This window comes from Janibacter melonis (assembly GCF_003721155.3).
GTDB classification, from domain to species: domain Bacteria; phylum Actinomycetota; class Actinomycetes; order Actinomycetales; family Dermatophilaceae; genus Marihabitans; species Marihabitans melonis.
Genome location: NZ_CP044548.2, coordinates 581,137 through 602,621 on the forward strand (window position 1 = coordinate 581,137; position 21,485 = coordinate 602,621).

Consider the following 21,485-nt stretch of genomic DNA (forward strand, 5'->3'; position numbering starts at 1 on the left):
AGGACGACATGCTTCGCACCCACCAGGCCGGCACGCTGCGCGCCGAGCACACCGGGACCACCGTCACCCTCACCGGATGGGTGGCCCGGCGCCGCGATCACGGCGGCGTCGCCTTCGTCGACCTGCGCGACGCGAGCGGTGTCGTCCAGGTCGTCGCCCGTGACGAGGTGCTCACCGGCGCGGCGCACGGCCTGCGCGGCGAGTACTGCATCAAGGTCGTCGGCGAGGTCACCCCGCGCGAGCCCAAGGACGTCAACCCCGGCCTGCCGACCGGTGAGGTCGACGTCGTCGCGAGCACCATCGAGGTCCTCTCGGCCAGCGAGCCCCTGCCCTTCCAGATCGACGAGCGCGTCACCGTCGGCGAGGAGGCGCGCCTCAAGCACCGCTACCTCGACCTGCGCCGCCCTGGTGCGACCTCCGCCGGCGCCGGTCTGCGCCTGCGCAGCAAGGTCAACGCCGCGGCCCGCTCGGTCCTCGCCGAGCGCGACTTCGTCGAGATCGAGACCCCGACGCTCACCCGCTCCACGCCCGAGGGCGCCCGCGACTTCCTCGTCCCCGCGCGCCTCGCGCCCGGCGAGTGGTACGCGCTGCCGCAGAGCCCGCAGCTCTTCAAGCAGCTGCTCATGGTCGCCGGCATGGAGCGGTACTACCAGATCGCGCGCTGCTACCGCGACGAGGACTTCCGCGCCGACCGCCAGCCGGAGTTCACCCAGCTCGACATCGAGATGAGCTTCGTCGAGCAGGACGACGTCCTCGAGCTCGGCGAGGCCGTGGCGAAGGCGGTCTGGGCGACCATCGGGGTCGAGCTGAGCACCCCCTTCGCCCGGATGACCTACGCCGACGCGATGGCGCGCTACGGCAGCGACAAGCCCGACCTGCGCTTCGGCCAGGAGCTCACGGACTGCACCGAGTACTTCGCCGGCACGCCCTTCCGGGTCTTCCAGGCCGAGTACGTCGGCGCCGTCGTCATGCCCGGCGGCGCGAGCCAGCCTCGTCGTCAGTTCGACGCGTGGCAGGAGTGGGCCAAGCAGCGCGGCGCGAAGGGGCTGGCCTACGTCACCGTCGGCGAGGACGGCGAGCTCGGTGGTCCCGTCGCCAAGAACATCTCCGAGGAGGAGAAGGCCGGTCTCGCGGCGCACGTCGGTGCGGCCCCGGGCGACGCGATCTTCTTCGGCGCCGGTGCCCCGAAGAGCAGCCGCGCCCTGCTCGGCGCCGCCCGCGTCGAGATCGGCAAGCGCTGCGGACTCATCGACGAGTCGGCGTGGGCCTTCGTGTGGGTGCTCGACGCGCCCCTCTTCGAGCCCGCGAGCGAGGCCGTGGCCGCCGGTGACGTCGCCGTCGGCGGGGGTGCCTGGACCGCGGTCCACCACGCCTTCACCAGCCCGAAGGCGGAGTACCTCGACACCTTCGACACCAACCCCGGTGAGGCGCTCGCCTACGCCTACGACATGGTGTGCAACGGCAACGAGATCGGCGGCGGGTCCATCCGTATCCACCGCCGCGACGTCCAGGAGCGCGTCTTCTCCGTCATGGGCCTGGACGCGGAGTCGGCCCAGGAGAAGTTCGGCTTCCTCCTCGAGGCCTTCAAGTTCGGCGCCCCTCCGCACGGCGGCATCGCCTTCGGGTGGGACCGGATCTGCATGCTCCTCCTCGGCGCCGACTCGATCCGCGACGTCATCGCCTTCCCGAAGTCCGGCGGCGGCTACGACCCGCTGACCGACGCGCCCGCCCCGATCACCCCGGAGCAGCGCGCGGAGGCCGGCATCGACGCCACCCCCGAGAGCGACGAGGCGCCGCTCGGTGCGCCCGAGGTGTCGCCGACGCAGTCGTGATCTCGGTCATGCTGTGGGACTGCGACGGGGTCCTGCAGCACACAGCACGTGACTGGGGCGCCGCGCTCGCCGAGCGCGGCGGCCCCGGTCTGGCCCGCCGCGTCTTCGCGGCCGAGGGTCCGGCGCTGCGCGGGGAGACCACCCTCGCCGCCGCGCTCGAGGCCGCCCTCGTCGAGCACGAGGCCGCGATCGGGTCTCGGCCCGTCGTGGTGCCCGAGCTGCTCGCCATGTGGGAGAGCGTGGAGCTCGACCGGGACGCCGTCGAGGTGCTCCGGCAGGTGCGCTCGCTCGGGGTGAGCTGCCATCTCGCGACGAACCAGCAGGACCACCGCGTGCGCCACATGCGTGAGGTCATGGGGTACGACGCGCTCGTCGACGGCTCCTTCTACTCCTCGCTGCTCGGGGTGGCCAAGCCCGACCCGGTCTTCTTCGAGCGCGTGCTCGAGGTGCTCGGCGTGCCCGCCCAGGACGTCGGCTTCGTCGACGACGTCGTGACGAACGTCGAGGCGGCGGCCGCGCTCGGCATCCGCGCCGTGCACCACGACCCCGCGACCGGGGCCGCCGGGCTGCGACGCGACCTCGAGCCCCTCGTGCCGGGGCTGGTCGCGGTGGGAGCATGAGCCGGTGGAGATCGACCTCGACTTCTGGCGCCAGGCGTGGGTCGAGGGCCGCACGGCCTTCGACCAGCCGCGCCCGAACGACCTGCTCGTCGAGCACCTGCCGGCCCTCGGCCTCGCGCCGGGCTCGCGGGTCCTCGTGCCTCTGTGCGGTCGCAGCGTCGACCTCGACCACCTGCTCGCGGCCGGCCGCGAGGTCGTCGGCACCGAGCTGAGCGAGATCGCCGTCGACTCCTTCTTCGCCTCGCGCGGCCTCGAGCCACGGGTCGAGCAGGTGGGGGAGCGGCAGGTCTACGCGGCGCCCGGGATCACGATCTACCAGGGCGACCACTTCGAGCTCACGCCGCACGACGTCGAGGGCGTCGCCGCCGTCTACGACCGGGCCAGCCTCGTCGCGCTGCCCGAGACGCTGCGCGACCGGTACGCCGAGCACCTGCGCTCGGTGCTCCCCGCCCCGGTGCCGATGCTCGTCATCACCTTCGAGTACGACGAGGGCTCCTTCGAGGGCCCGCCGCTCAGCGTGCCCGTCGAGGAGGTCGAGCGGCTCTTCGGCGCGACCCACGACGTCGACGTCCTCGAGCGGGTCGACCTCGCCGCCCGGGGCGGCTCGTCCCGCCTCGTCGAGGCGGGGGTGCGCGGTGTCGAGGAGGTCGCGACCGCCCTTCGTCCACGGGGAGCCTGACGCGCGCGGGCCCGGCCACCGGGAGCGGTGACCGGGCCTCGTGCGAGTCGCGTCAGCGCGAGAGGAAGTCCACGAGGACGCTGTTGAGCTCGTCGGCGTGCGAGACGTTGATGCCGTGCGGCCCGCCGCTGATGACGTGCAGCTCGCTGTGCGGGATCGCCGCGTGGGTGCGGGCGCCCGAGCCCTCGAAGGGGACGGTGCCGTCGCCGTCGCCATGGACGACGAGGGTCGGCACCGTGACCTTGGGCAGGTCCTCGCGGAAGTCGCTGATGCCGAAGGACTGCATCGCCTCGAGCGCGGCGATCTTGTCGGCCTGCTGGCACAGGGCGATCGCCTCCTGGCGCTGCTCCTCGGTGACCTTGAGCTCGCCGTCGACCGAGAAGAAGTCGGTGGTGAACTCGTCGAAGAAGGCGTCCTTGTCAGCCGTGAGCGACGCGGTCATCTTCGCCGCCTCGGCGGGCTCGAGCGGCCCGTCGGGGTTGCCCGGGGTCTTCATCATCATCGGGGGCACCGCCGCCGCGAAGACGACGCTGCGCAGCCGCTCCTCGCCGTGGTTGGCGACGTAGCGGGCGACCTCGCCGCCGCCCATGGAGAAGCCGACGAGGGTGACGTCGCGCAGGTCGAGCTCGGCGAGCAGCGCGTCGAGGTCGCCGGCGAGCGTGTCGTAGTCGTATCCGGTCTTGGGCTTGTCGGACTGCCCGAAGCCGCGGCGGTCGTAGGTGATGACGCGGTACCCGGCCGAGGTCAGCGCGGGGACCTGCTCCGACCAGGAGGCGCCGGAGAGGGGCCAGCCGTGGATGAGGACGACGGGCCGGCCGGTGCCGCCGGTGTCCTCGACGTGCACGGAGACGTCGGGGCGGATCGTGCGCTTGTCGACGGTGATGTCGGGCATGCAGGTGCTCCTAGGGCAGAGGGTGCGGGGCGGTGCTCTGACGACGCTAGTTCGGCGCCGGCCTCGCCCCTGGATGGGTGAGGCCCCCTGTCCAGGGTCGCGTCTGCCCAGGTCAGGGCCTCGCGCCCGAGGTCCAGGCCGCGGTCTGCCCGTAGCCCAGATCGGTGTAGAGATGGCGCGCCACCGCGTTGTCGCTGTAGAGCTCGAGGGTGCACACGGGCGCCTCCGAGAGCCCGAGGCGGGTGAGCGCCCCGGTGAGCTCGCGACCCAGGCCTTGCCCGCGCGCGTCGGCCCGCACGACGATGCCGGTGAGGAGCGGGTGGCCGGCTCCGGTGTGCGCGCGGCACCCCGCGGCGAGCAGCTCGCCGGCGGCGTCGCGCACCCCGAGCCATCGCTGCCCGGGCCAGGCGAAGGGTCGGCCGTCGGTGCGTGGGTTCTCGCGCAGGATGAAGTCGGTGATCTCCGCGGCGTCCTCCTCGGGCAGGTCGACGACCCGCGCCCTCGGCGCCGGGGGCACCTCGGTGGTGACCATCCACTCCCACTGCACGAAGTCGCGGAGGTCGCCCCCGAGCGCGGCGACGACCGCCGCGGCCCGCTCGGTCTGGATCGTCACACCGGTGCAGCCCGTGCGGTCGAGCCACCGGCTCGTCGCCGGGTCGGTCATGACCTCGACGGCGAGCTCGTCGCAGCTCGCCACGAGGTTCATCGCCGTGCCGTGGGCGTGGGTCGGCCGCACGAAGGCTGCCGCCCACCCGGCCGGCGCACGCACCCCCTTCGCCTCCACGCGCGGGTCGGTGTCCCAGCGCACGTAGGGCAGGTCGTCGGTGAGCGCGAGCAGCTCGGACTTCGAGCCGATGTCCTGCACCCGGCTCACTCGGTGATCCCGACGCGCTCGTGCAGGCCCTTCATCCACCGCGGCGCCCACCAGTTCCACTCGCCGAGGACCGACATCGTCGCGGGCACGAGAAGCATGCGCACGAGCGTGGCGTCGATGACGATGGCCAGCACGAGGGCGACGCCGGTCTGCTTGACGGCGAGCACCTGCGCGAGGACGAAGCCGGAGAAGACGACGACCATGAGCAGCGCCGCGCTCGTGATGATGCGCCCGGAGCGCTGCAGGCCCAGTCGCACCGCCTCGTCCGTCGGGTGACCCTGCTCGTGCAGCTCGACGACGCGCGAGAGCAGGAAGACCTCGTAGTCCATCGACAGCCCGAAGCCGAAGGCGAGGGCGAGGATCGGGATCGAGGCCTCCACCCCGCCGGTCGAGGTGAAGCCGAGGACCCCTTCGAGATGGCCGTCCTGGAAGACCCACACGAGCGCGCCGAGCGAGGCGCCGAGGGAGACGACGTTCATGACGAGCGCCTTGAGCGGCACGACGAGCGAGCCGGTCATGAGGAAGAGGAGCAAGAAGGTCGCGAGCACCACGGTGAGGACCGCGTAGGGCGCCCGCTCGGCGATGACGTCGGTGAAGTCGTGCAGCCCCGAGGCCTGGCCGCCGATGTGCCCGGCGAAGGGGGGTCGCTGCTCGTGCAGGGCGTCGACGAGGTCGCGGCTCGCGTCGCCCAGCCCACCGTCGCCGGTGCGCAGCTCGACGACGCGCACCTGGGTGCCGGAGCCCTGCTCGCCGACGGTCTCGACGACCGGGTCGGTGACGAGACCGGGCAGCTCGCTCGCCGCCCCCTTCGCCCACCGGGTGACCTCCGACTCGGGGGCTGTCGTCACGTAGGTGACGTCGGCGCCGGCGAGGTCGGGGTAGTCCTCGCGGAAGGTCTCGAAGAAGGTCCGCTCGGGCGCCCCCTTCGGCAGCATCTCCGGGCCCGAGGAGGTGAGGTGCAGGCGCAGGGCCGGCAGGGCGAGGGTGACGAGGAGGGCGAGGACGACGGCGATGACCGCCCACGGCGCCCGCTGCACCCCGCTCGCCAGACGGGAGAAGACGCCCGCGTCGGGGGCCTGCTCGGTGCCGCGGCGCAGCAGACGGCGCGCGGAGAGCGCGCACAGCGCCGGGATGAGGCTGACCCCGACGAGCAGCGCGAGGACGACGATGGAGACGCCGGCGGCGCCCGACGCGCGCATGAAGACGACGGGGAAGAAGAGCAGCCCGGTGAGAGAGATCGCCACGGTGACCGCGGAGAAGATCACGGTCCGTCCGGCACGGTCGAGGGTGAGCCCGGTGATGTGGGCGACGTCGGCGGGCGTGAGGGTGTCGGCGGGGGCGCCGTCGAGGACCCCGCGCGCCTCCTCGCGGAAGCGCGAGACGACGAGCAGCCCGTAGTCGATGCACAGACCGAGGCCGAGGACGGTGACGATGTTGACGACAGTCGCGTCGAGGTCGATGACGTGGGCGAAGCCGAAGAGGGTGGCGAGCGCGCCGCCGATCGAGGCGACCGCGCCGAGGATCGGCAGCCCGGCGGCGAGGAAGCCGCCGAAGACGACGACCATGATCGCGAAGGAGACAGGCAGGGCCAGGCCCTCGCCGGTCTTCATGTCCGAGCCGACCTGGCCGATGATCGCGTCCACGAGGGCCTGGACGCTGCCGCGCTGGCTCTCGGTGGCCTGCGACGCGCTGACGACCTCGTCGAGCTGGGTGCTCACCTTCGCGCGGGCCGCCTCGAGCTCGGCGTCGCCGAGCGCGTCGTCGTAGGTGACGACCGTGGCGAAGCCGTCGGGGTCGTCGGCCGGGCCGGTGACGAAGGGGGCGGCCGCCGGGTCGCGCGGACCCTCCTCGAAGACGAAGGGGTTGACGACGGAGGCGACGCCGTCGACGTCGGCGATGGCCTGGACCGCGTCGGCGTTGCCGCGGGCCACGTCGCGGTCGGCGAGATCGGCGACGCCCTCGACGAGGAGGGTGTCGGTCGTGAAGCCGCCGCCGCCCGCGCTGTCGAGGAGGGCACTGGCCCGGTCGGCCTCGCCCGGGGCGACGATGTCGCCGGAGTGCAGCCGGTCGAAGAGCCCCTCGCCCGTCACCGCGCCGAGCGCGGTGGCGAAGGAGAGGACGACGAGGACCAGCCAGGTCGTCACGACCGCCCAGGGGCGGCGGCCGGTGAGGACGCCCCACCGGTAGAGCGCCGAGCGGCGGGTGGGGGTGCGCGTCACCGGGACATCGTGCCAGGTGGGCGGGGGTCGCCCGGCGCGGGTGGCTCGGAGGGGTGGCTCAGCGCGGGAGCCGGTCGAGGAAGTCGGTCTGTGCCGCGACGAGGCACTCGCGGGCGGCGTCGAGGTCGAGCCACTGCGCCGTGTCGACCTCGGGGAAGGACTGACGTCGACCGGAGCGGGGCGGCCACTCCATCTCGAAGGTCTCGCTCGCGACGAAGGCGAGCTCAGCGCCCGCCTCGACCGCCCAGACGTGCACCCGCTTGCCGCCGGACTGCCGGACCTCGCCGAGGTCGGTGCGGGGACCGGGCGGTGCGTCGACGCCCACCTCCTCGCGGAACTCGCGCTCGGCGGCGGCCAGCGGATCCTCGTCGGCGTCGTGCTCGCCCTTGACGACGCTCCAGGCACGCTCTCGACGGGTCCACAGCGGTCCGCCCATCCGGGCGACGAAGACGAGCGTGCGCTCGCCGTCGTGACGGTAGGGGAGGAGTCCGGCGCTCGTGCGGGGCATGCGGCGACGCTACGCCCGAGGTCCGACGACGCCAGGGCGAAGGGGGCGGCCCGCCAGGGTGGTCGGTGCCGGCGGATAGCCTGCGGGACGTGCCAGACGACCTCTTCGCCGCCGCCGCGGACGACACCGGTGGCCGCAGCGACCTGCGCGCCCCGCTCGCCGTGCGCATGCGGCCGCGCTCCATCGACGAGGTCCGCGGCCAGGCCGAGGTGCTGCGTCCCGGGTCCCCCCTTCGCCGTCTCATCGAGGGCGCGTCCGGGTCGGCCGGCCCCATCTCCGCGATCCTCTGGGGGCCTCCGGGGACGGGCAAGACGACCCTCGCCCACCTCGTCGCGACCGCCGCCGACCGCGACTTCGTCGAGCTGTCCGCGGTGACCGCGGGCGTCAAGGACGTCCGCAAGGTCATGGAGGACGCGGCGGTGTCGCGCTCCCTCTACGGGCGGGCGACGGTCCTCTTCCTCGACGAGATCCACCGATTCACCAAGGCGCAGCAGGACGCACTGCTGCCCGGCGTCGAGAACCGCGACGTCATCCTCGTCGCGGCGACGACGGAGAACCCGTCCTTCTCCGTCATCGCGCCGTTGCTCTCGCGCTCGATCCTCGTCACCCTGGAGTCGCTCACCCGCGAGGAGGTCGCCGAGGTGCTCGACTCCGCGGTGGCCGACGAGCGCGGGCTCGAGGGCGAGTACGTCCTCCAGGACGACGCCCGCGACCACCTCGTCGCCGTCGCCGGGGGCGACGCACGCCGCGCCCTGACGAGCCTCGAGGCCGCGGCCGGGGTGGCCCTCGACGACGCCGGGGTGCGCCTCGACACCTCCACCGCTCTGCCGATCACGCTCGCCCACGTCGAGCAGGCCGTTGCGCGAGCGGCGGTGCGCTACGACCGCACCGGCGACCAGCACTACGACGTCGCCTCTGCCTTCATCAAGTCGATGCGCGGATCCGACGTCGACGCCGCGCTGCACTACCTCGCACGCCAGCTCGAGGCCGGCGAGGACCCCCGGTTCATCGCGCGGCGGGTCGTCATCTCCGCGAGCGAGGACGTCGGTCTCGGCGACCCGACGGCGCTGCAGACCGCCGTCGCCGCGATGCACGCCGTCGCCCAGATCGGCATGCCCGAGGCGCGCATCATCCTCGCCCAGGCGGTCGTGCACAACGCCCTCGCGCCGAAGTCCAACGCCGCCTACACCGGCATCAACGAGGCGATCGCCGACGTGCGCGCCGGCAAGGTCGGCGCGGTCCCGCCGCACCTGCGGGGGAGCGGGTACACCCAGGCGTCGGACCGGGCGAAGGGGGCGAGCGGCGGCCAGAAGGTGGCCGGCTACGTCTACTCGCACGACGAGACCGACGGCGTCGCCACGCAGCAGTACCTGCCCGACGAGCTGCACGCCGAGCTCGCCGACCGCTCGTACTACCGGCCGACCGACCGGGGCTTCGAGGCCCGGCTGCAGGAGCGGTGGAGCTGGCTGCGCGGACGGCTGCGGGGGCGGTAGGGCCCCCAGGCGCCCGGCTCAGCCGTCGAGACGTGAGGTGCTGATCTCGCGGTGGCCGTCCTCGTCGTCGACGACGAGGGTGCGGCCCCCGAGCATCTCCGCCTGCACCACGGCACCGGCGAGCAGGGCGTCACGCGTGCCCTGCGGCGCGTCGGGCTCGTCTCGAGCAGGAGCACGGGCACGACGCCGTCGCGCACCGTGCCGAGGACGACGTGCCCCGCCCACCCGGCGTGCTCGTCGTCGGGCGCGGCCTGCAGCCACGCACCCAGCTCACCCTCCTGCCGAAGCCGGCGGGCGGCCGCCGCGTCGAGACCGGCCTCGGCGAGGTGGGCTCCGTCGGTGAGGCCGTCACCTGGCTCTGCGGTCGCATCGCCCATCCATGCGATCGTCACCGGCCCCTCTACCCCGGACTCGACCATCTGGGCCCACCGCTGGAGGACCTCGGGCGGGACCGCGGGGGAGTACTGAGGGACGGGCGAGATGTCGAGGTCGGTCGTCGGCCGAGGGGCGAGGTCGACGTGCGGCTCGGGCGGCAGCAGCTCGACCCGGTCGCCGTCCGGACGTCGGCGGGCGCGGGCGACGTAGCCCGTGTCGAGCTCTTCCATGAGCCAGTAGCGCGTATCGAGGGCCCACGCCTCTGGCCACCCGGGCTCCTCGACGCTCGTCTCAGGGGTCCACACCCCGTAGACCCCGTCATCAGCGGCCAGCCGGATGACGAAGGGGTGGGGCGCGTCGTGCCAGCGGAAGACGATCGCCACCTGCTCGCCCTCGGCACGGACCTCGTCGACGACGCAGCCGTCCGTCGGCGGGCTGGTCACGAGGTCCTGCGCGGCCTCGGCGCACCGTCGCGCGAGGTCGGTGGTGTCGTCAGTGCCCGTCTCGTCGCTCATGGACCCGATCCTGCCCGGGCTGTCACCCCTTCGCCCTACGGTCGGCAGATGATCGACCACCTCGGGATCACCTGCGCGGACCTCCCGGCCGCGGCTGCCTTCTACGACGAGGTCCTCGCGGTCCTCGGTCACCGCCGGCTCATGGACCACGGCGTCGCCATCGGGTACGGGACGCACCAGCCCGCCTTCTGGGTCGCTCGGGCCGGGGGCGACGGGCCGGGCCGTGAGGCGCACGTCGCCTTCTCGGCGCCCGACGCCGCGACGGTGCGCGCCTTCCACGACGCGGCCCTGCGGCACGGCGCCGAGAGCCTTCATGCCCCGCGGATGTGGCCCGAGTACCACGATCACTACTACGGCGCCTTCGTGCGCGACCCCGACGGCAACAACGTCGAGGCGGTCTGCCACACCGCCACGGACGGGGACTGACGAGGTGGTGCGGCCCTAGAGTGCGCTGATGGTGACCATCGAGCAGGTCGTCGGCATCGCGCTGGCGAGCGTCGTCCTCATCGCCGTCCCGGGGCCGTCCGTGATGTTCGTCGTCGGTCGCGCGCTCAGCCATGGCCGTGGCAACGCCCTGGCGAGCGTCGTGGGCAACACGGCCGGCTGCTACCTGGCCGGCATCGCCGTCGCTGTCGGTCTGGGGCCCCTGCTGGAGCGCTCCGAGCTGCTCTTCCAGGCGATCAAGTGGGTGGGCATCGCCTACCTGCTCTACATCGGCGTGCAGGCGATCCGCCACGCCGGGCCGCTGACGGAGGACGACCGGCGCGCGATCCGCCCCCGTGACCGCAGCACCTGGGGCGCCGTGCGCACCGGCGTCGTCGTCGGGGTGACCAACCCCAAGACCTTCGTCCTCTTCACCGCGGTCGTGCCGCAGTTCGTCGACCCCGCCGCGGGAGGCACCGCGGTGCAGATGCTCGTCCTGGGCGTCGTCCCGATGCTCATCGGGCTCGTCACGGACACGACGTGGGCGCTCGCGGCGGGTCGTGCCCGCACGTGGCTGGCGCGGTCACCGCGGCGGATGACGACCGTGGGTCGAGCCGGCGGTGCCTGCATCATCGGGGTGGGTCTGTCCGTCGCCGGCTCCGGCGACCACCGCTGACCCGGCGTCGGGTGGCAGCGGCGGCTCGGGGGCGTCTCCGGCGACCGCCGCCGTCAGGGTCCGAGGCTGCGGGAGCGCGGGTGGTCCGTCTGCGGCAACCGTCGTGGGTCGGCACCGGTGGAGCGGGCGGTCCGTCTCCGGCGAGCGTCCCGAGCTGGCACCGACGGCGGGGTCGTCTCCCGAGGACCACCGTTCATCTGGTGCCGGCTGAGCGACGGACCGCTTGCGACGATCACCTCCACCCGTACCCGTACCCGTACCCGTACCCGTGTCCGGAGCAGGCTCCGGACACCATGTCGGAGCAGCATCGGATCGGCGGCGCAGCGTTGTCGGTGGTCACCCGTAGCGTCGTGACATGGACCTGGTGGAGAGGGTGCCGGTGGCGACGCGGCCACCGCTCGACGCGACCGTGGTGGCGTCGTGGTGCGAGGCGCTGCGCGTCCTCGGCGAGCCTGTCCCCGAGGACGAGGCGATCGAGCAGGTCGCCGCTCTCGAGCGCCTGAAGTCCGCGGCGGCGGCTGCCCAGGCGCGGGTCACCGCGACCCTGTGGCAGACACGGGTCGCTCGTGAGACCGACGCGGGGGTGCCGGCCGACCAGCGCGGCCGGGGTCTGGCCGACGAGATCGCCCTGGCCCGGCGCGAGCACCCGAGCCGGGGCTCGCGTCATCTCGGCCTCGCACGGGCCCTCGTCGAGGAGCTGCCGCGCACCCTCGACCACCTCGCCACCGGCACCACGAGCGAGTGGACGGCGACCGTCATGGCCCGCGAGACGGCCGTGCTCGAGCCCGACGACCGACGTCAGGTCGACGCCGAGCTCGCCGGTCGTCTGCCCGAGATGACCCCGCGGCAGGTCGAGCGGGCCACTCGTGCCAGGGCGCAGGCGCTCGACGCGGCGGCAGTGGTCCGCCGACGCGCTAGCGCGGTCGCCGAGCGGCGGGTCTCCCTTCGGCCGCAGCCGGACGCCATGGCCTCGCTCACCGGGCTCGTCCCAATGGAGCAGGGGGTCGCCGCCTGGGCGGTGCTGCGGCGCGACGCAGAGGCCCGCAAGGCAGCGGGCGACGCCCGTGGCATCGGCCAGCTCATGGCCGACCTCCTCGTCGAGCGGGTGACCGGGCAGGGCACGGCCGACGCCGTCCCCGTCGAGGTGCAGCTCGTCATGACCCCGGGCACCCTGCTCGGTCTCTCCGACGCCCCCGCCGATCTGCCGGGGCGCGGCCTGCTCCCGGCGGAGGTGGCCCGGGTCCTCGTGCTCGGCGACGACGTGCCCCCACGCACTCACGCAGGTACCCGCGCGGGGAGAGCAGGTACCCGCGCGGGGGGAGCAGGTACCCAGGCGGGGGGAGCAGGTACCCACGCGGGGGGAGACGCAGGCACCCGCGCGGTGAGAGATGCAGGTACCGACGCTAGCCCCCGCGCAGAGATCGACGCGGAGCCAGACGCAGACGCAGACGCAGCTGACCCTGGCGAGGTCTGGGGCGGGCGTCCTGCAGCCAGGGTCTGGTTGCGGCGGGTCTTCACGGACGACATGGGTCGGGTCTGCGACGTCGACAGCCGCCGACGGCTCTTCCCCGCAGCGGTGCAGCGCCTGCTCCGGGTGCGTGACGGCGTCTGCCGCTTCCCCTTCTGCGACGCACCGGTCCGCCACGCCGACCACGTCGTCGGTGTCGCGCTCGGCGGGTCGACCTCTGCCGCCAACGGCCAGGGTCTGTGCGCCCGCCACAACCTCGTCAAGGCGCTCCCGGACTGGGCCGCGGTGGTGTCCGCGTCGGGCACCGAGGCCGTCGTCGTGACGACGACCCCGACAGGACATCGCTACCGCAGCCCGGTGCCCCCGGTCACGGAGCTGGCGCAGTGGCGTGGCGACCGGCAGGACGACGACCTCCGGCGTGGCGAGGCTCGGTGGAGGGACGAGGCTCGGTGGAGGGACGAGGAGTCCCGGGCGCGTGAGGGGGATGAGCAGGGAGCGGAGCCCCACGTCTGGCAGGACGAGTGGGACGACGAGTGGACCGACACCTGGTGGCAGGACACCGGCTGACCCTGGTCGGGCCGGTGGTCCCCGAATGGGCAACCGCCCGGCCGAGCACGCCGAGTACCCTGTCGTGGATGACTGTGCACCCCGGTGCGGCGAGCGCCGCGCGAGCTATGACGGGGGTCGCCGGACCCGGATCGGTCCGCTGACCCCCCTTCGCCCCTGCTCGCACCCTCACCGAACCCCTCACCGCCTGCACCAGACAAGGACTGAAACCCGAGATGGAAACTGCCGAGATCCGGCGCCGTTGGCTCGCCTTCTTCGAGAGCAAGGGGCACACGGTCGTGCCGTCCGCCCCGCTCATCCACGAGGACCCGAACCTCCTCTTCGTCAACGCCGGCATGGTGCCCTTCAAGCCCTACTTCCTCGGGCAGGAGACGCCCGCCTGGCAGCGCGCCACGAGCGTGCAGAAGTGCGTGCGCACCGGTGACATCGAGGAGGTCGGCAAGACCTCGCGTCACGGCACGTTCTTCCAGATGAACGGCAACTTCTCCTTCGGCGACTACTTCAAGCGCGACGCCATCACCTTCGCGTGGGAGCTGCTCACCTCGAGCCTCGAGGACGGCGGCTACGGCCTGGACCCCGAGCGCCTGTGGGCGACCGTGTACCAGGACGACGACGAGGCGGCGGCGCTGTGGCTCGAGCACACGTCGATCCCCGCCGAGCGCGTCGTGCGCCGGGGCAAGAAGGACAACTACTGGCACATGGGCGTGCCCGGTCCGGGCGGGCCGTGCTCGGAGATCTTCTACGACCGCGGGCCGGAGTACGGCCAGGAGGGCGGTCCGGAGGTCGACGAGGACCGCTACATGGAGATCTGGAACCTCGTCTTCATGCAGTACGAGCTGTCCGCGGTCCGCGCGAAGGACGACTTCGACGTCGCGGGCCCGCTCCCGGCGCAGAACGTCGACACCGGGATGGGTCTGGAGCGCATCGCGAGCATCCTCCAGGGCGTCGACAACCTCTACGACATCGACGAGGTGCGGCCGGTCCTGGCCAAGGCGGCCGAGATGACCGGCAAGACCTACGGCGCGACCGGCGCGAAGACGGCCGGCGAGTCGCACCCCGACGACGTGCGCCTGCGCGTCGTCGCCGACCACGTCCGCTCCTCGCTCATGCTCATCGGTGACGGCGTCACCCCGGGCAACGAGGGCCGCGGATACGTCCTGCGCCGCATGCTGCGCCGCGCGGTCCGCTCGATGCGCCTGCTCGGCTACGACGAGCCGGCGCTGCCGCACCTGCTGCCCCTCTCGATGGAGCGGATGAGCGCGTCCTACCCCGAGCTGCGCACCGGCTTCGACCGGATCGCCCAGATCGCCTACGCCGAGGAGGAGGCCTTCCGGCGCACCCTCGCGCAGGGCACCCAGATCCTCGACACGGCGGTCGAGAGCACGAAGGGGGGCGGCGGCGACACCCTGTCCGGCGGCGAGGCCTTCCGGCTGCACGACACCTACGGCTTCCCCATCGACCTCACCCTCGAGATGGCGGCCGAGCAGGGGCTGTCCGTCGACCGCGAGGGCTTCGTCGCCCTCATGGACGAGCAGCGCCAGCGCGCGAAGGCCGACGCCCGCGCCAAGAAGGGCGGTCACGCGAACACCGAGGTGTGGAAGCAGCTGCGCGCCGCCGGCGAGACCGACTGGCGTGCCTACGAGGAGCTGAGCTCCGAGGCCCGTGTCGTCGGCCTGGTGCGCGACGGCGAGAGCGTCGAGGAGCTGCTGCCGGGCGAGTCCGGCCAGGTCGTCCTCGACCGCACCCCCTTCTACGCCGAGTCCGGCGGCCAGGTCGCCGACGCAGGAGTCATCGGCGGCGACGGCAGCCACCTCGTCGTCAAGGACGTCCAGCGCCCGGTCAAGGGCCTCGTCGCGCACACCGTCGAGGTCGTCACCGGTCCGCTGCGCGTCGGTGGCCAGGTGCTCGCCGAGGTCGACCCGCAGTGGCGCGTCGACGCCTGCCAGGCGCACTCGGGCACCCACGTCGTCCACGCGGCGCTGCGCCAGGTGCTCGGCCCCACGGCCCTGCAGTCCGGCTCGTACAACAAGCCCGGCTACCTGCGGCTCGACTTCGCGTGGGGCCAGGCGCTCTCGGCCGACGCCCGCGCCGAGATCGAGCACGTCGCCAACCTCGCGGTGCGCGACGACCTGCCCGTCTCTGCGGCCTACATGACCCTCCCCGAGGCCCGCGAGCAGGGCGCGCTCGCACTCTTCGGCGAGACCTACGGCGAGAAGGTCCGCGTCGTCGAGATCGGCGGCCCGTGGTCGCGCGAGCTGTGCGGTGGCACGCACGTGCGCCGGTCCGCCCAGATCGGGCCGATCACCCTCACCGGTGAGTCCTCCGTGGGCTCCGGGGTGCGCCGCGTCGAGGCCTTCGTCGGCATGAACGCGCTGTCCTACCTCGCGACCGAGCGCGCGCTCGTCGCCGAGCTCTCCGAGATCGTCAAGGCCCCCGGGCCGCAGCTGCCCGAGCGGGTCGCCGAGCTCGTCGCACGGCTGCGCGAGACCGAGCGCGAGCTCGAGCGCATGCGTCGTGACCAGGTGACCGCGGCCGCGGGCTCGCTCACCGACGACGCGAAGGACATCTCCGGCGTCACGGTCGTCGCGGCCCATGTCGCCGGGGGCGGCGCCGACGACGTGCGCCGCATGGTGCTCGACACGCGCGGCAAGCTCGGCGAGGAGCGTCCGGTCGTCGTCGCCCTCACCGGTGACGGCGGCGCGAAGCCCGTCGTCGTCGTCGCGACGAACGAGTCGGCCCGGGGTCGGGGGATCAAGGCCGGCGCGCTCGTGCGCGTCGCCGCCCAGACCCTCGGCGGCGGCGGTGGCGGCAAGGACGACATCGCCCAGGGCGGTGGCGCGGACCCGGCGAAGGTCGGGGACGCGCTCGCCGCCGTCGAGCGCGAGATCGGGGCGCTCTCCTGAGCGCCGCCTGGCGACCGGGGACCCGGGTCGGCGTCGACGTCGGCGCCGCTCGGGTCGGTGTCGCCGCGTGCGACCGGGACGGCGTGCTCGCCACCCCGGTCGCCACCCTGGCCCGCGACATGGAGAGCGGGTCCGACGTGCGCGAGCTCGTCGAGATCGTCCGCGAGCGCGAGGCGATCGAGGTCGTCGTCGGCCTGCCCCGCTCCCTCGACGGGAGCGAGGGACCGGCCGCCGAGCACGTCCGGGCCTGGTGCGCACAGCTGCACCAGGCCCTCTCCGGGCCGGGCGGCATCCCGGACACGCCGGTCCGCCTGGTGGACGAGCGCCTGACGACGGTGGATGCTCACCGTGGTTTGCACGCCAGCGGATTGCCGGGGCGCGCGCACCGCCGGGTCGTCGACCAGGCGGCTGCCGTCCTCATCCTCCAGGCCGCGATCGATCGCGAGCGCAGCCTGGGCGAGCCCCTCGGGGAGCTCTTCGCCGGACCCCCTGCTCGCAAGCCGCGACGTAAGGAACGACGAGCATGAACGCCCATCTCGAGGACGACATCTTCGACGACGACCGGCACCACCACTCCCACCGCAGCCGTCGCGACGCCTCCCGCGCCCGCCGGCCGAAGCGGCGCGGACGGACCGCCGTCGCGCTGCTCCTGGCGGTCGCCGTCATCGCCGGTGGCGGCTACCTCGCCTTCGGCTCGCTGCGCGGCATCGTCCCCTCCTTCGGCTCCGACGCCGTCGAGGACTTCGCGGGCCCCGGCGCCGGGCAGGTCGAGATCACCGTCGAGGAGGGTGCCACCGGCTCCGACATCGGCTCGGTGCTCGAGGAGGCCGGGGTCGTCAAGTCCTCCGGCGCCTTCGTCCAGGCCGCCGCGGCCGAGCCCGACAAGGCCGCGAAGATCCAGCCCGGCACCTACGAGCTGAAGAAGGAGATGAAGGCCTCCGACGCCTTCACCTGGCTCGCCGACAACGCCAACCGCGTCGCCCAGGGCGTGACGATCCCCGAGGGTCTGTGGGCGATCGAGATCTACGAGCGGCTGTCGAAGGCGACGAAGATCCCCGTCGCCCGCTACGAGGCCGCGGCGACGTCGGAGCAGCTGAAGCTCCCCACGGAGGCCGGCGGCTCGATCGAGGGCTGGCTCTTCCCCTCGACCTACGAGTTCCCCAAGGACTCCACCCCCGTCCAGCAGCTCGACACGATGATCGCCAAGACCCAGGAGGAGCTGCAGAAGGCCGATGTGCCGCGCGCCCGCTGGGAGCGCACGCTCACCGTCGCCTCGATCGTCGAGGGCGAGTCCGGTGCCGCGGACCGCGGCAAGGTCGCCCGCGTCGTCGAGAACCGTCTGGCCGACCCCACCGGGCCGACCGTCGGGATGCTCCAGATGGACAGCACGATCCACTACCTGCTGAAGAAGCGCGGCACGATCACGACGTCGGACAAGGAGCGCGAGTCCGACAGCCCGTACAACACGTACAAGAACAAGGGCCTGCCCCCCGGCCCGATCAACAACCCGGGCGCCGCGGCCATCGAGGCCGCCGCCGACCCGGAGCCGGGGAAGTGGATCTTCTTCGTCACCGTCGACCCCGACACGGGCGAGACGAAGTTCGCCACGACGACCGCGCAGCACGAGCGCAACGTCCAGGAGTTCTGCCGCAACACGGGCAGCTGCGAGTGACGCAGCCGGTGACGCGGCGCGCGGCGGTCCTCGGCTCGCCGGTCTCGCACTCGCTCTCACCGGCGCTGCACCACGCGGCCTACGCCGCGCTCGGCCTCGACGACTGGGCCTACGAGCGGCACGAGGTCGACGAAGGGGGGCTCGCCCCCTTCGTCGCGAGCCTCGACCCGTCGTGGGCCGGGCTGAGCCTGACGATGCCGCTCAAGGTCGCGGCCTTCGACGTCGCGACCGAGGTGAGCCCGCTCGCCCGGGCCACCGGCGCGATCAACACCCTCCTGCGCACGCAGTCCGGGTGGTCCGGTGACAACACCGACGTGCACGGCGTCGTCGCCGCGCTGCGCGAAGGGGGAGCCGCCGGCGCGCGCAGAGCCCGGGTGCTCGGCGCCGGGGCCACCGCTCGCTCGGCCCTCGCGGCGCTGCAGGAGCTCGGCGTGCAGCAGGTCATGGTCGCCGCCCGCGACGAGATGAAGGCCGCCCGTCTCGTCCGCAGCATGGACCTCGACGTGCTCGTCGAGATCCGCGGCCTCGACACCTGGGTCTACGACTGGCCACCGGCCGACGTCGTCGTGAGCACGCTTCCCGGGGGGCCGGCGAACGAGGCGGCCGCGTCGGTCGTCACGGGGGCCGGCGCGGACCACGTGCGCCGCGGCCGGGTCAGCGAGATCGCCGACGGCGTCCTCCTCGACGTCGTCTACGCCGACTGGCCGACCCCCCTTGCCCGCGCGGCGGCGCGGGGAGGAGCCACGGTCGTGCCCGGCACCCGCATGCTCCTGCACCAGGCCGCCCGCCAGGTCGAGCTCATGACCGGCCGGTCGGTCGACGACGACGTCCTCGCCGCGATGTCGGCCGCGCTGCCCCCGCTGCCCCCCACCTGACGGACACGTGCGCGGAGCACCCCGCACCGGGTGCGAGGATTGGGCTCATGCTGCGTTGGTTGACCGCTGGTGAGTCGCACGGGCAGGCGCTCGTCGCGACCCTCGAAGGACTGCCCGCTGGCGTCGAGGTGACCACCTCCGACGTCGCCGGTGCGCTCGCCCGTCGACGCCTGGGCTACGGCCGGGGCGCGCGGATGAAGTTCGAGCAGGACGAGGTGACCTTCCTCGGCGGCGTGCGCCACGGGTCGAGCATCGGCTCCCCGGTCGCCGTGATGATCGGCAACACCGAGTGGCCCAAGTGGCAGACGGTGATGAGCGCCGACCCGGTCGCGGCCGACGCCCTCGCCGCCTCCGACGACATCGGTGCCGAGAAGGAGATCGCCCGCAACAAGCCGCTGACGCGGCCCCGGCCCGGTCACGCCGATCTCGTGGGGATGCAGAAGTACGGCGTCGACGACGCCCGCACGATCCTCGAGCGCGCGTCCGCCCGCGAGACGGCCGCACGCGTCGCCCTCGGCGAGATCGCCGAGCGCTTCCTCGAGCAGGCCTACGGCATCCGTCTCGTCGCGCACACCGTCGCCATCGGCGAGGCATCCGTGCCCCAGGACGCCGACCTGCCGACCCCCGACGACACGGCCGCGCTCGACGCGAGCCCGGTCCGCTCGCTCTCGCGCCCCGGCACCGACGCGATGGTCGCCGAGATCGAGGCGGCCAAGAAGGACGGCGACACCCTCGGCGGCGTCGTCGAGGTCCTCGCCTACGGACTGCCGCCGGGCCTGGGCAGCCACGTCCACTGGGACCGCCGTCTCGACGCGCGCCTGGCCTCCGCCCTCATGGGCATCCAGGCGATCAAGGGCGTCGAGGTCGGCGACGGCTTCACGACCGCGCGTCGCCGTGGCTCGGCGGCGCACGACGAGATCGTGCGCGGCGAGGATGGCGTCATCCGTCGCCGCACCGGCCGCGCCGGTGGCACCGAAGGGGGCATGAGCACCGGCGAGGAGCTGCGCGTGCGGGCCGCGATGAAGCCGATCAGCACCGTGCCCCGCGCGCTGCAGACCGTCGACGTCACCTCCGGCGACTCCGCGACGGCGATCCACCAGCGCTCCGACGTGTGCGCCGTGCCGGCCGCCGGCGTCGTCGCCCAGGCGATGGTCGCCCTCGTCCTCGCCCAGGCCTGCCTGGAGAAGTTCGGCGGCGACTCGCTCGCCGAGACCTCGCGCAACCACCGCGCCTACCTCGACTCGATCCCCGAGCTCATGCGCTCGTGGGACGAGCAGGACGCGCTGTGAGCACCGTGAGCACGGCCCCGCTCGTCGTCCTCGTCGGCCCGCCCGGGGTCGGCAAGTCCACCGTCGCCGCGCTGCTCGCCGAGCGCGTCGGCGCCCCGCTGCGCGACAGCGACTCCGACGTCGAGGCGGCCGCCGGCCGCCCGATCGCCGACATCTTCGTCGAGGAGGGCGAGGAGTACTTCCGCGGTCTCGAGACCGCTGCGGCCGCCGCGGCCCTCGCCGAGCCCGGCGCCGTCGTCTGCCTCGGGGGAGGGGCGGTCATGACCCCGGCGGTCGACGAGGCCGTCTCCGCCGCCGCGTCGGCCGGCGCGCGGGTCGTCATGCTCGACGTCGGCATCGCCGACGCCGCGCGGCGCATCGGCCTCAACCAGTCGCGTCCGCTCCTCGCCATCAACCCCCGCGCCTCCTGGATCGCCATGATGGAGACGCGTCGACCCACGTACGAGCGGCTCGCGACCGATGTCGTCGACACCGCCGGCCGCGACGTCGACAGCGTCGTCGCCGAGGTCGAGGCCCTCGTGCGAGACGCGTCGTGAGCGTCACGACGATCCCCGTCGGCCAGGACTACGACGTCCTCGTCGGCCACGGCGTGAGCGACCAGGTCGCCGGCCTCGTGCCGAAGGGGGCGCGGCGCGCCCTCGTCGTCCACCCGGAGCCGCTCGCCGAGCTCGCCGGACCGGTGATCTCCTCCCTTCGCTCCCTCGGGCTCGAGGTGCTGCCCGCCGCCGTCCCGGACGCCGAGGCGGCCAAGGACATCTCGGTGGCGGCCCGGCTGTGGTCGCTCATGGGCGAGGCCGAGATGACCCGGACCGACGTCGTCGTCGGCGTGGGCGGTGGCAGCGTCACCGACCTCGCGGGCTTCGTCGCCGCCACGTGGCTGCGCGGCGTGCCGGTGATCCACGTGCCGACGACCGTCCTCGGCATGGTCGACGCCGCCGTCGGCGGCAAGACCGGGGTCAACACCCCCGAGGGCAAGAACCTCGTCGGTGCCTTCCACCTGCCCGTCGGGGTCCTGTGCGACCTCGACACCCTGCGGACCCTGCCGCCGGCCGACCTGCGCGCCGGTCTCGCGGAGGCGGTCAAGGGCGGCTTCATCGCCGACCCGCGCATCCTCGAGCTCGTCGAGGCCGACCCGGTCGACGTCGTCGACCCGAGCTCGGCGCGGCTGCGCGAGGTCGTCGAGCGCAAGATCGCGGTCAAGGCGCGGGTCGTCGCCGCGGACCTGCGGGAGTCGCACCTGCGCGAGATCCTCAACTACGGGCACACCCTCGGCCACGCGATCGAGCACCACGAGCACTACCGGATGCGCCACGGCGAGGCCGTGGCCGTCGGCATGGTCTTCGCCGCCGAGCTCGCGCACCGCAGCGGTCTGCTCGACGCCGTGGTGCTCGCGCGCCACCGCGAGGTGCTCACCTCGCTCGACCTGCCGACCGGGTACGACGGGGCGACCTTCGACGAGCTGCACGCGGCGATGCGTCGTGACAAGAAGACGCGGGGAGCGACCCTGCGCTTCGTCGTGCTCGACGCGCTCGCGAGCCCGACGCGTCTCGAGGGGCCCTCGGAGCAGCTGCTGCGCGAGGCCTACGCCGCGATCTCCGGCTGACC

General features: G+C 73.5%; 19 protein-coding genes. 14 read left to right on the forward strand and 5 right to left on the reverse strand.

Annotation, left to right across the window (positions count from 1 at the left end):
* The first annotated feature begins 8 nt into the window (after window positions 1-8).
* The 3 genes from aspS to EEW87_RS02800 are packed head-to-tail and all read left to right on the forward strand — an operon-like array spanning window position 9 to window position 3,131.
* Window positions 9-1,832, forward strand: a complete 1,824-nt coding sequence (aspS, locus tag EEW87_RS02790) for an aspartate--tRNA ligase (RefSeq protein ID WP_123091952.1) — start codon at window positions 9-11, stop codon at window positions 1,830-1,832.
* Window positions 1,833-1,840: 8 nt separating this feature from the next.
* On the forward strand, window positions 1,841-2,452 hold the full coding sequence (locus EEW87_RS02795) for an HAD family hydrolase (RefSeq protein ID WP_123091953.1): 612 nt from the start codon (window positions 1,841-1,843) through the stop codon (window positions 2,450-2,452).
* Window positions 2,453-2,456: 4 nt separating this feature from the next.
* On the forward strand, window positions 2,457-3,131 hold the full coding sequence (locus EEW87_RS02800; RefSeq protein ID WP_123091606.1) for a class I SAM-dependent methyltransferase: 675 nt from the start codon (window positions 2,457-2,459) through the stop codon (window positions 3,129-3,131).
* A gap of 52 nt (window positions 3,132-3,183) precedes the next feature.
* On the opposite strand, the gene EEW87_RS02805 is transcribed toward EEW87_RS02800, so the two are convergent.
* The 4 genes from EEW87_RS02805 to EEW87_RS02820 all read right to left on the reverse strand — a co-directional run bounded on the left by EEW87_RS02805 (window position 3,184) and on the right by EEW87_RS02820 (window position 7,624).
* Window positions 3,184-4,023, reverse strand: coding sequence for an alpha/beta fold hydrolase (locus EEW87_RS02805; RefSeq protein ID WP_123091607.1), 840 nt, complete (start codon window positions 4,021-4,023; stop codon window positions 3,184-3,186).
* A gap of 112 nt (window positions 4,024-4,135) precedes the next feature.
* Entirely contained in the window at window positions 4,136-4,897 is a 762-nt protein-coding gene (locus tag EEW87_RS02810; RefSeq protein WP_123091608.1) for a GNAT family N-acetyltransferase, read from the reverse strand.
* The gene (locus EEW87_RS02815) at window positions 4,894-7,116 is read right to left on the reverse strand and encodes an MMPL family transporter (protein ID WP_123091609.1); all 2,223 of its coding nucleotides are present in this window, start codon (window positions 7,114-7,116) and stop codon (window positions 4,894-4,896) included. The genes EEW87_RS02810 and EEW87_RS02815 overlap by 4 nt, the downstream gene beginning before the upstream one ends.
* Window positions 7,117-7,174: 58 nt before the next feature.
* Window positions 7,175-7,624 carry an NUDIX hydrolase gene (locus EEW87_RS02820; RefSeq protein ID WP_123091610.1) on the reverse strand — a complete coding sequence of 150 codons (450 nt, stop codon included), beginning with the start codon at window positions 7,622-7,624 and terminating at the stop codon, window positions 7,175-7,177.
* An 89-nt stretch (window positions 7,625-7,713) separates the two neighbouring features.
* On the opposite strand from EEW87_RS02820, the gene EEW87_RS02825 reads away from it, so the two are divergent.
* On the forward strand, window positions 7,714-9,117 hold the full coding sequence (locus tag EEW87_RS02825) for a replication-associated recombination protein A (RefSeq protein ID WP_068276273.1): 1,404 nt from the start codon (window positions 7,714-7,716) through the stop codon (window positions 9,115-9,117).
* Here EEW87_RS02825 and EEW87_RS02830 read toward each other — a convergent pair.
* Window positions 9,036-10,007, reverse strand: a complete 972-nt coding sequence (locus tag EEW87_RS02830) for a hypothetical protein (RefSeq protein WP_123091611.1) — start codon at window positions 10,005-10,007, stop codon at window positions 9,036-9,038. The genes EEW87_RS02825 and EEW87_RS02830 overlap by 82 nt on opposite strands.
* Window positions 10,008-10,055: 48 nt before the next feature.
* Here EEW87_RS02830 and EEW87_RS02835 point away from each other — a divergent pair, with 48 nt between their 5' ends.
* The 10 genes from EEW87_RS02835 to aroB all read left to right on the forward strand — a co-directional run bounded on the left by EEW87_RS02835 (window position 10,056) and on the right by aroB (window position 21,483).
* On the forward strand, window positions 10,056-10,433 hold the full coding sequence (locus tag EEW87_RS02835; protein ID WP_123091612.1) for a VOC family protein: 378 nt from the start codon (window positions 10,056-10,058) through the stop codon (window positions 10,431-10,433).
* A gap of 28 nt (window positions 10,434-10,461) precedes the next feature.
* The gene (locus EEW87_RS02840) at window positions 10,462-11,106 is read left to right on the forward strand and encodes a LysE family translocator (protein ID WP_123091613.1); all 645 of its coding nucleotides are present in this window, start codon (window positions 10,462-10,464) and stop codon (window positions 11,104-11,106) included.
* A gap of 355 nt (window positions 11,107-11,461) precedes the next feature.
* Window positions 11,462-13,141 (forward strand): HNH endonuclease, encoded by a 1,680-nt coding sequence (locus EEW87_RS02845; RefSeq protein ID WP_123091614.1) that lies wholly within the window; start codon window positions 11,462-11,464, stop codon window positions 13,139-13,141.
* A gap of 215 nt (window positions 13,142-13,356) precedes the next feature.
* Window positions 13,357-16,044 carry an alanine--tRNA ligase gene (alaS, locus tag EEW87_RS02850; protein ID WP_123091615.1) on the forward strand — a complete coding sequence of 896 codons (2,688 nt, stop codon included), beginning with the start codon at window positions 13,357-13,359 and terminating at the stop codon, window positions 16,042-16,044.
* Entirely contained in the window at window positions 16,041-16,571 is a 531-nt protein-coding gene (gene ruvX, locus EEW87_RS02855) for a Holliday junction resolvase RuvX (protein WP_123091616.1), read from the forward strand. Before alaS ends, ruvX begins: the two co-directional genes overlap by 4 nt.
* The gene (gene mltG / locus EEW87_RS02860; RefSeq protein ID WP_123091617.1) at window positions 16,568-17,716 is read left to right on the forward strand and encodes an endolytic transglycosylase MltG; all 1,149 of its coding nucleotides are present in this window, start codon (window positions 16,568-16,570) and stop codon (window positions 17,714-17,716) included. The genes ruvX and mltG overlap by 4 nt, the downstream gene beginning before the upstream one ends.
* Before the next feature lie 8 nt (window positions 17,717-17,724).
* Window positions 17,725-18,591 carry a shikimate dehydrogenase gene (locus tag EEW87_RS02865; protein WP_240341636.1) on the forward strand — a complete coding sequence of 289 codons (867 nt, stop codon included), beginning with the start codon at window positions 17,725-17,727 and terminating at the stop codon, window positions 18,589-18,591.
* A gap of 47 nt (window positions 18,592-18,638) precedes the next feature.
* Window positions 18,639-19,880: a chorismate synthase gene (gene aroC / locus EEW87_RS02870; RefSeq protein ID WP_068276251.1), complete on the forward strand. Its 1,242-nt coding sequence runs from the start codon at window positions 18,639-18,641 to the stop codon at window positions 19,878-19,880.
* Window positions 19,877-20,416, forward strand: coding sequence for a shikimate kinase (locus EEW87_RS02875; RefSeq protein ID WP_307785149.1), 540 nt, complete (start codon window positions 19,877-19,879; stop codon window positions 20,414-20,416). Before aroC ends, EEW87_RS02875 begins: the two co-directional genes overlap by 4 nt.
* Window positions 20,413-21,483 carry a 3-dehydroquinate synthase gene (gene aroB / locus EEW87_RS02880; RefSeq protein ID WP_123091619.1) on the forward strand — a complete coding sequence of 357 codons (1,071 nt, stop codon included), beginning with the start codon at window positions 20,413-20,415 and terminating at the stop codon, window positions 21,481-21,483. The genes EEW87_RS02875 and aroB overlap by 4 nt, the downstream gene beginning before the upstream one ends.
* Window positions 21,484-21,485: the final 2 nt, after the last annotated feature.

Excerpts from the sequence above, each read along its gene's own strand:
- EEW87_RS02795 (WP_123091953.1), top strand. The coding sequence starts at position 1,841 with ATGCTGTGGGACTGCGACGGGGTCCTGCAGCACACAGCACGTGACTGG.
- EEW87_RS02835 (WP_123091612.1), top strand. The coding sequence starts at position 10,056 with ATGATCGACCACCTCGGGATCACCTGCGCGGACCTCCCGGCCGCGGCT.
- aroC (WP_068276251.1), top strand. The coding sequence starts at position 18,639 with ATGCTGCGTTGGTTGACCGCTGGTGAGTCGCACGGGCAGGCGCTCGTC.
- mltG (WP_123091617.1), top strand. The coding sequence starts at position 16,568 with ATGAACGCCCATCTCGAGGACGACATCTTCGACGACGACCGGCACCAC.
- aspS (WP_123091952.1), top strand. The coding sequence starts at position 9 with ATGCTTCGCACCCACCAGGCCGGCACGCTGCGCGCCGAGCACACCGGG.
- EEW87_RS02830 (WP_123091611.1), bottom strand. The coding sequence starts at position 10,007 with ATGAGCGACGAGACGGGCACTGACGACACCACCGACCTCGCGCGACGG.
- EEW87_RS02820 (WP_123091610.1), bottom strand. The coding sequence starts at position 7,624 with ATGCCCCGCACGAGCGCCGGACTCCTCCCCTACCGTCACGACGGCGAG.
- alaS (WP_123091615.1), top strand. The coding sequence starts at position 13,357 with ATGGAAACTGCCGAGATCCGGCGCCGTTGGCTCGCCTTCTTCGAGAGC.
- EEW87_RS02805 (WP_123091607.1), bottom strand. The coding sequence starts at position 4,023 with ATGCCCGACATCACCGTCGACAAGCGCACGATCCGCCCCGACGTCTCC.
- EEW87_RS02845 (WP_123091614.1), top strand. The coding sequence starts at position 11,462 with ATGGACCTGGTGGAGAGGGTGCCGGTGGCGACGCGGCCACCGCTCGAC.
- EEW87_RS02840 (WP_123091613.1), top strand. The coding sequence starts at position 10,462 with ATGGTGACCATCGAGCAGGTCGTCGGCATCGCGCTGGCGAGCGTCGTC.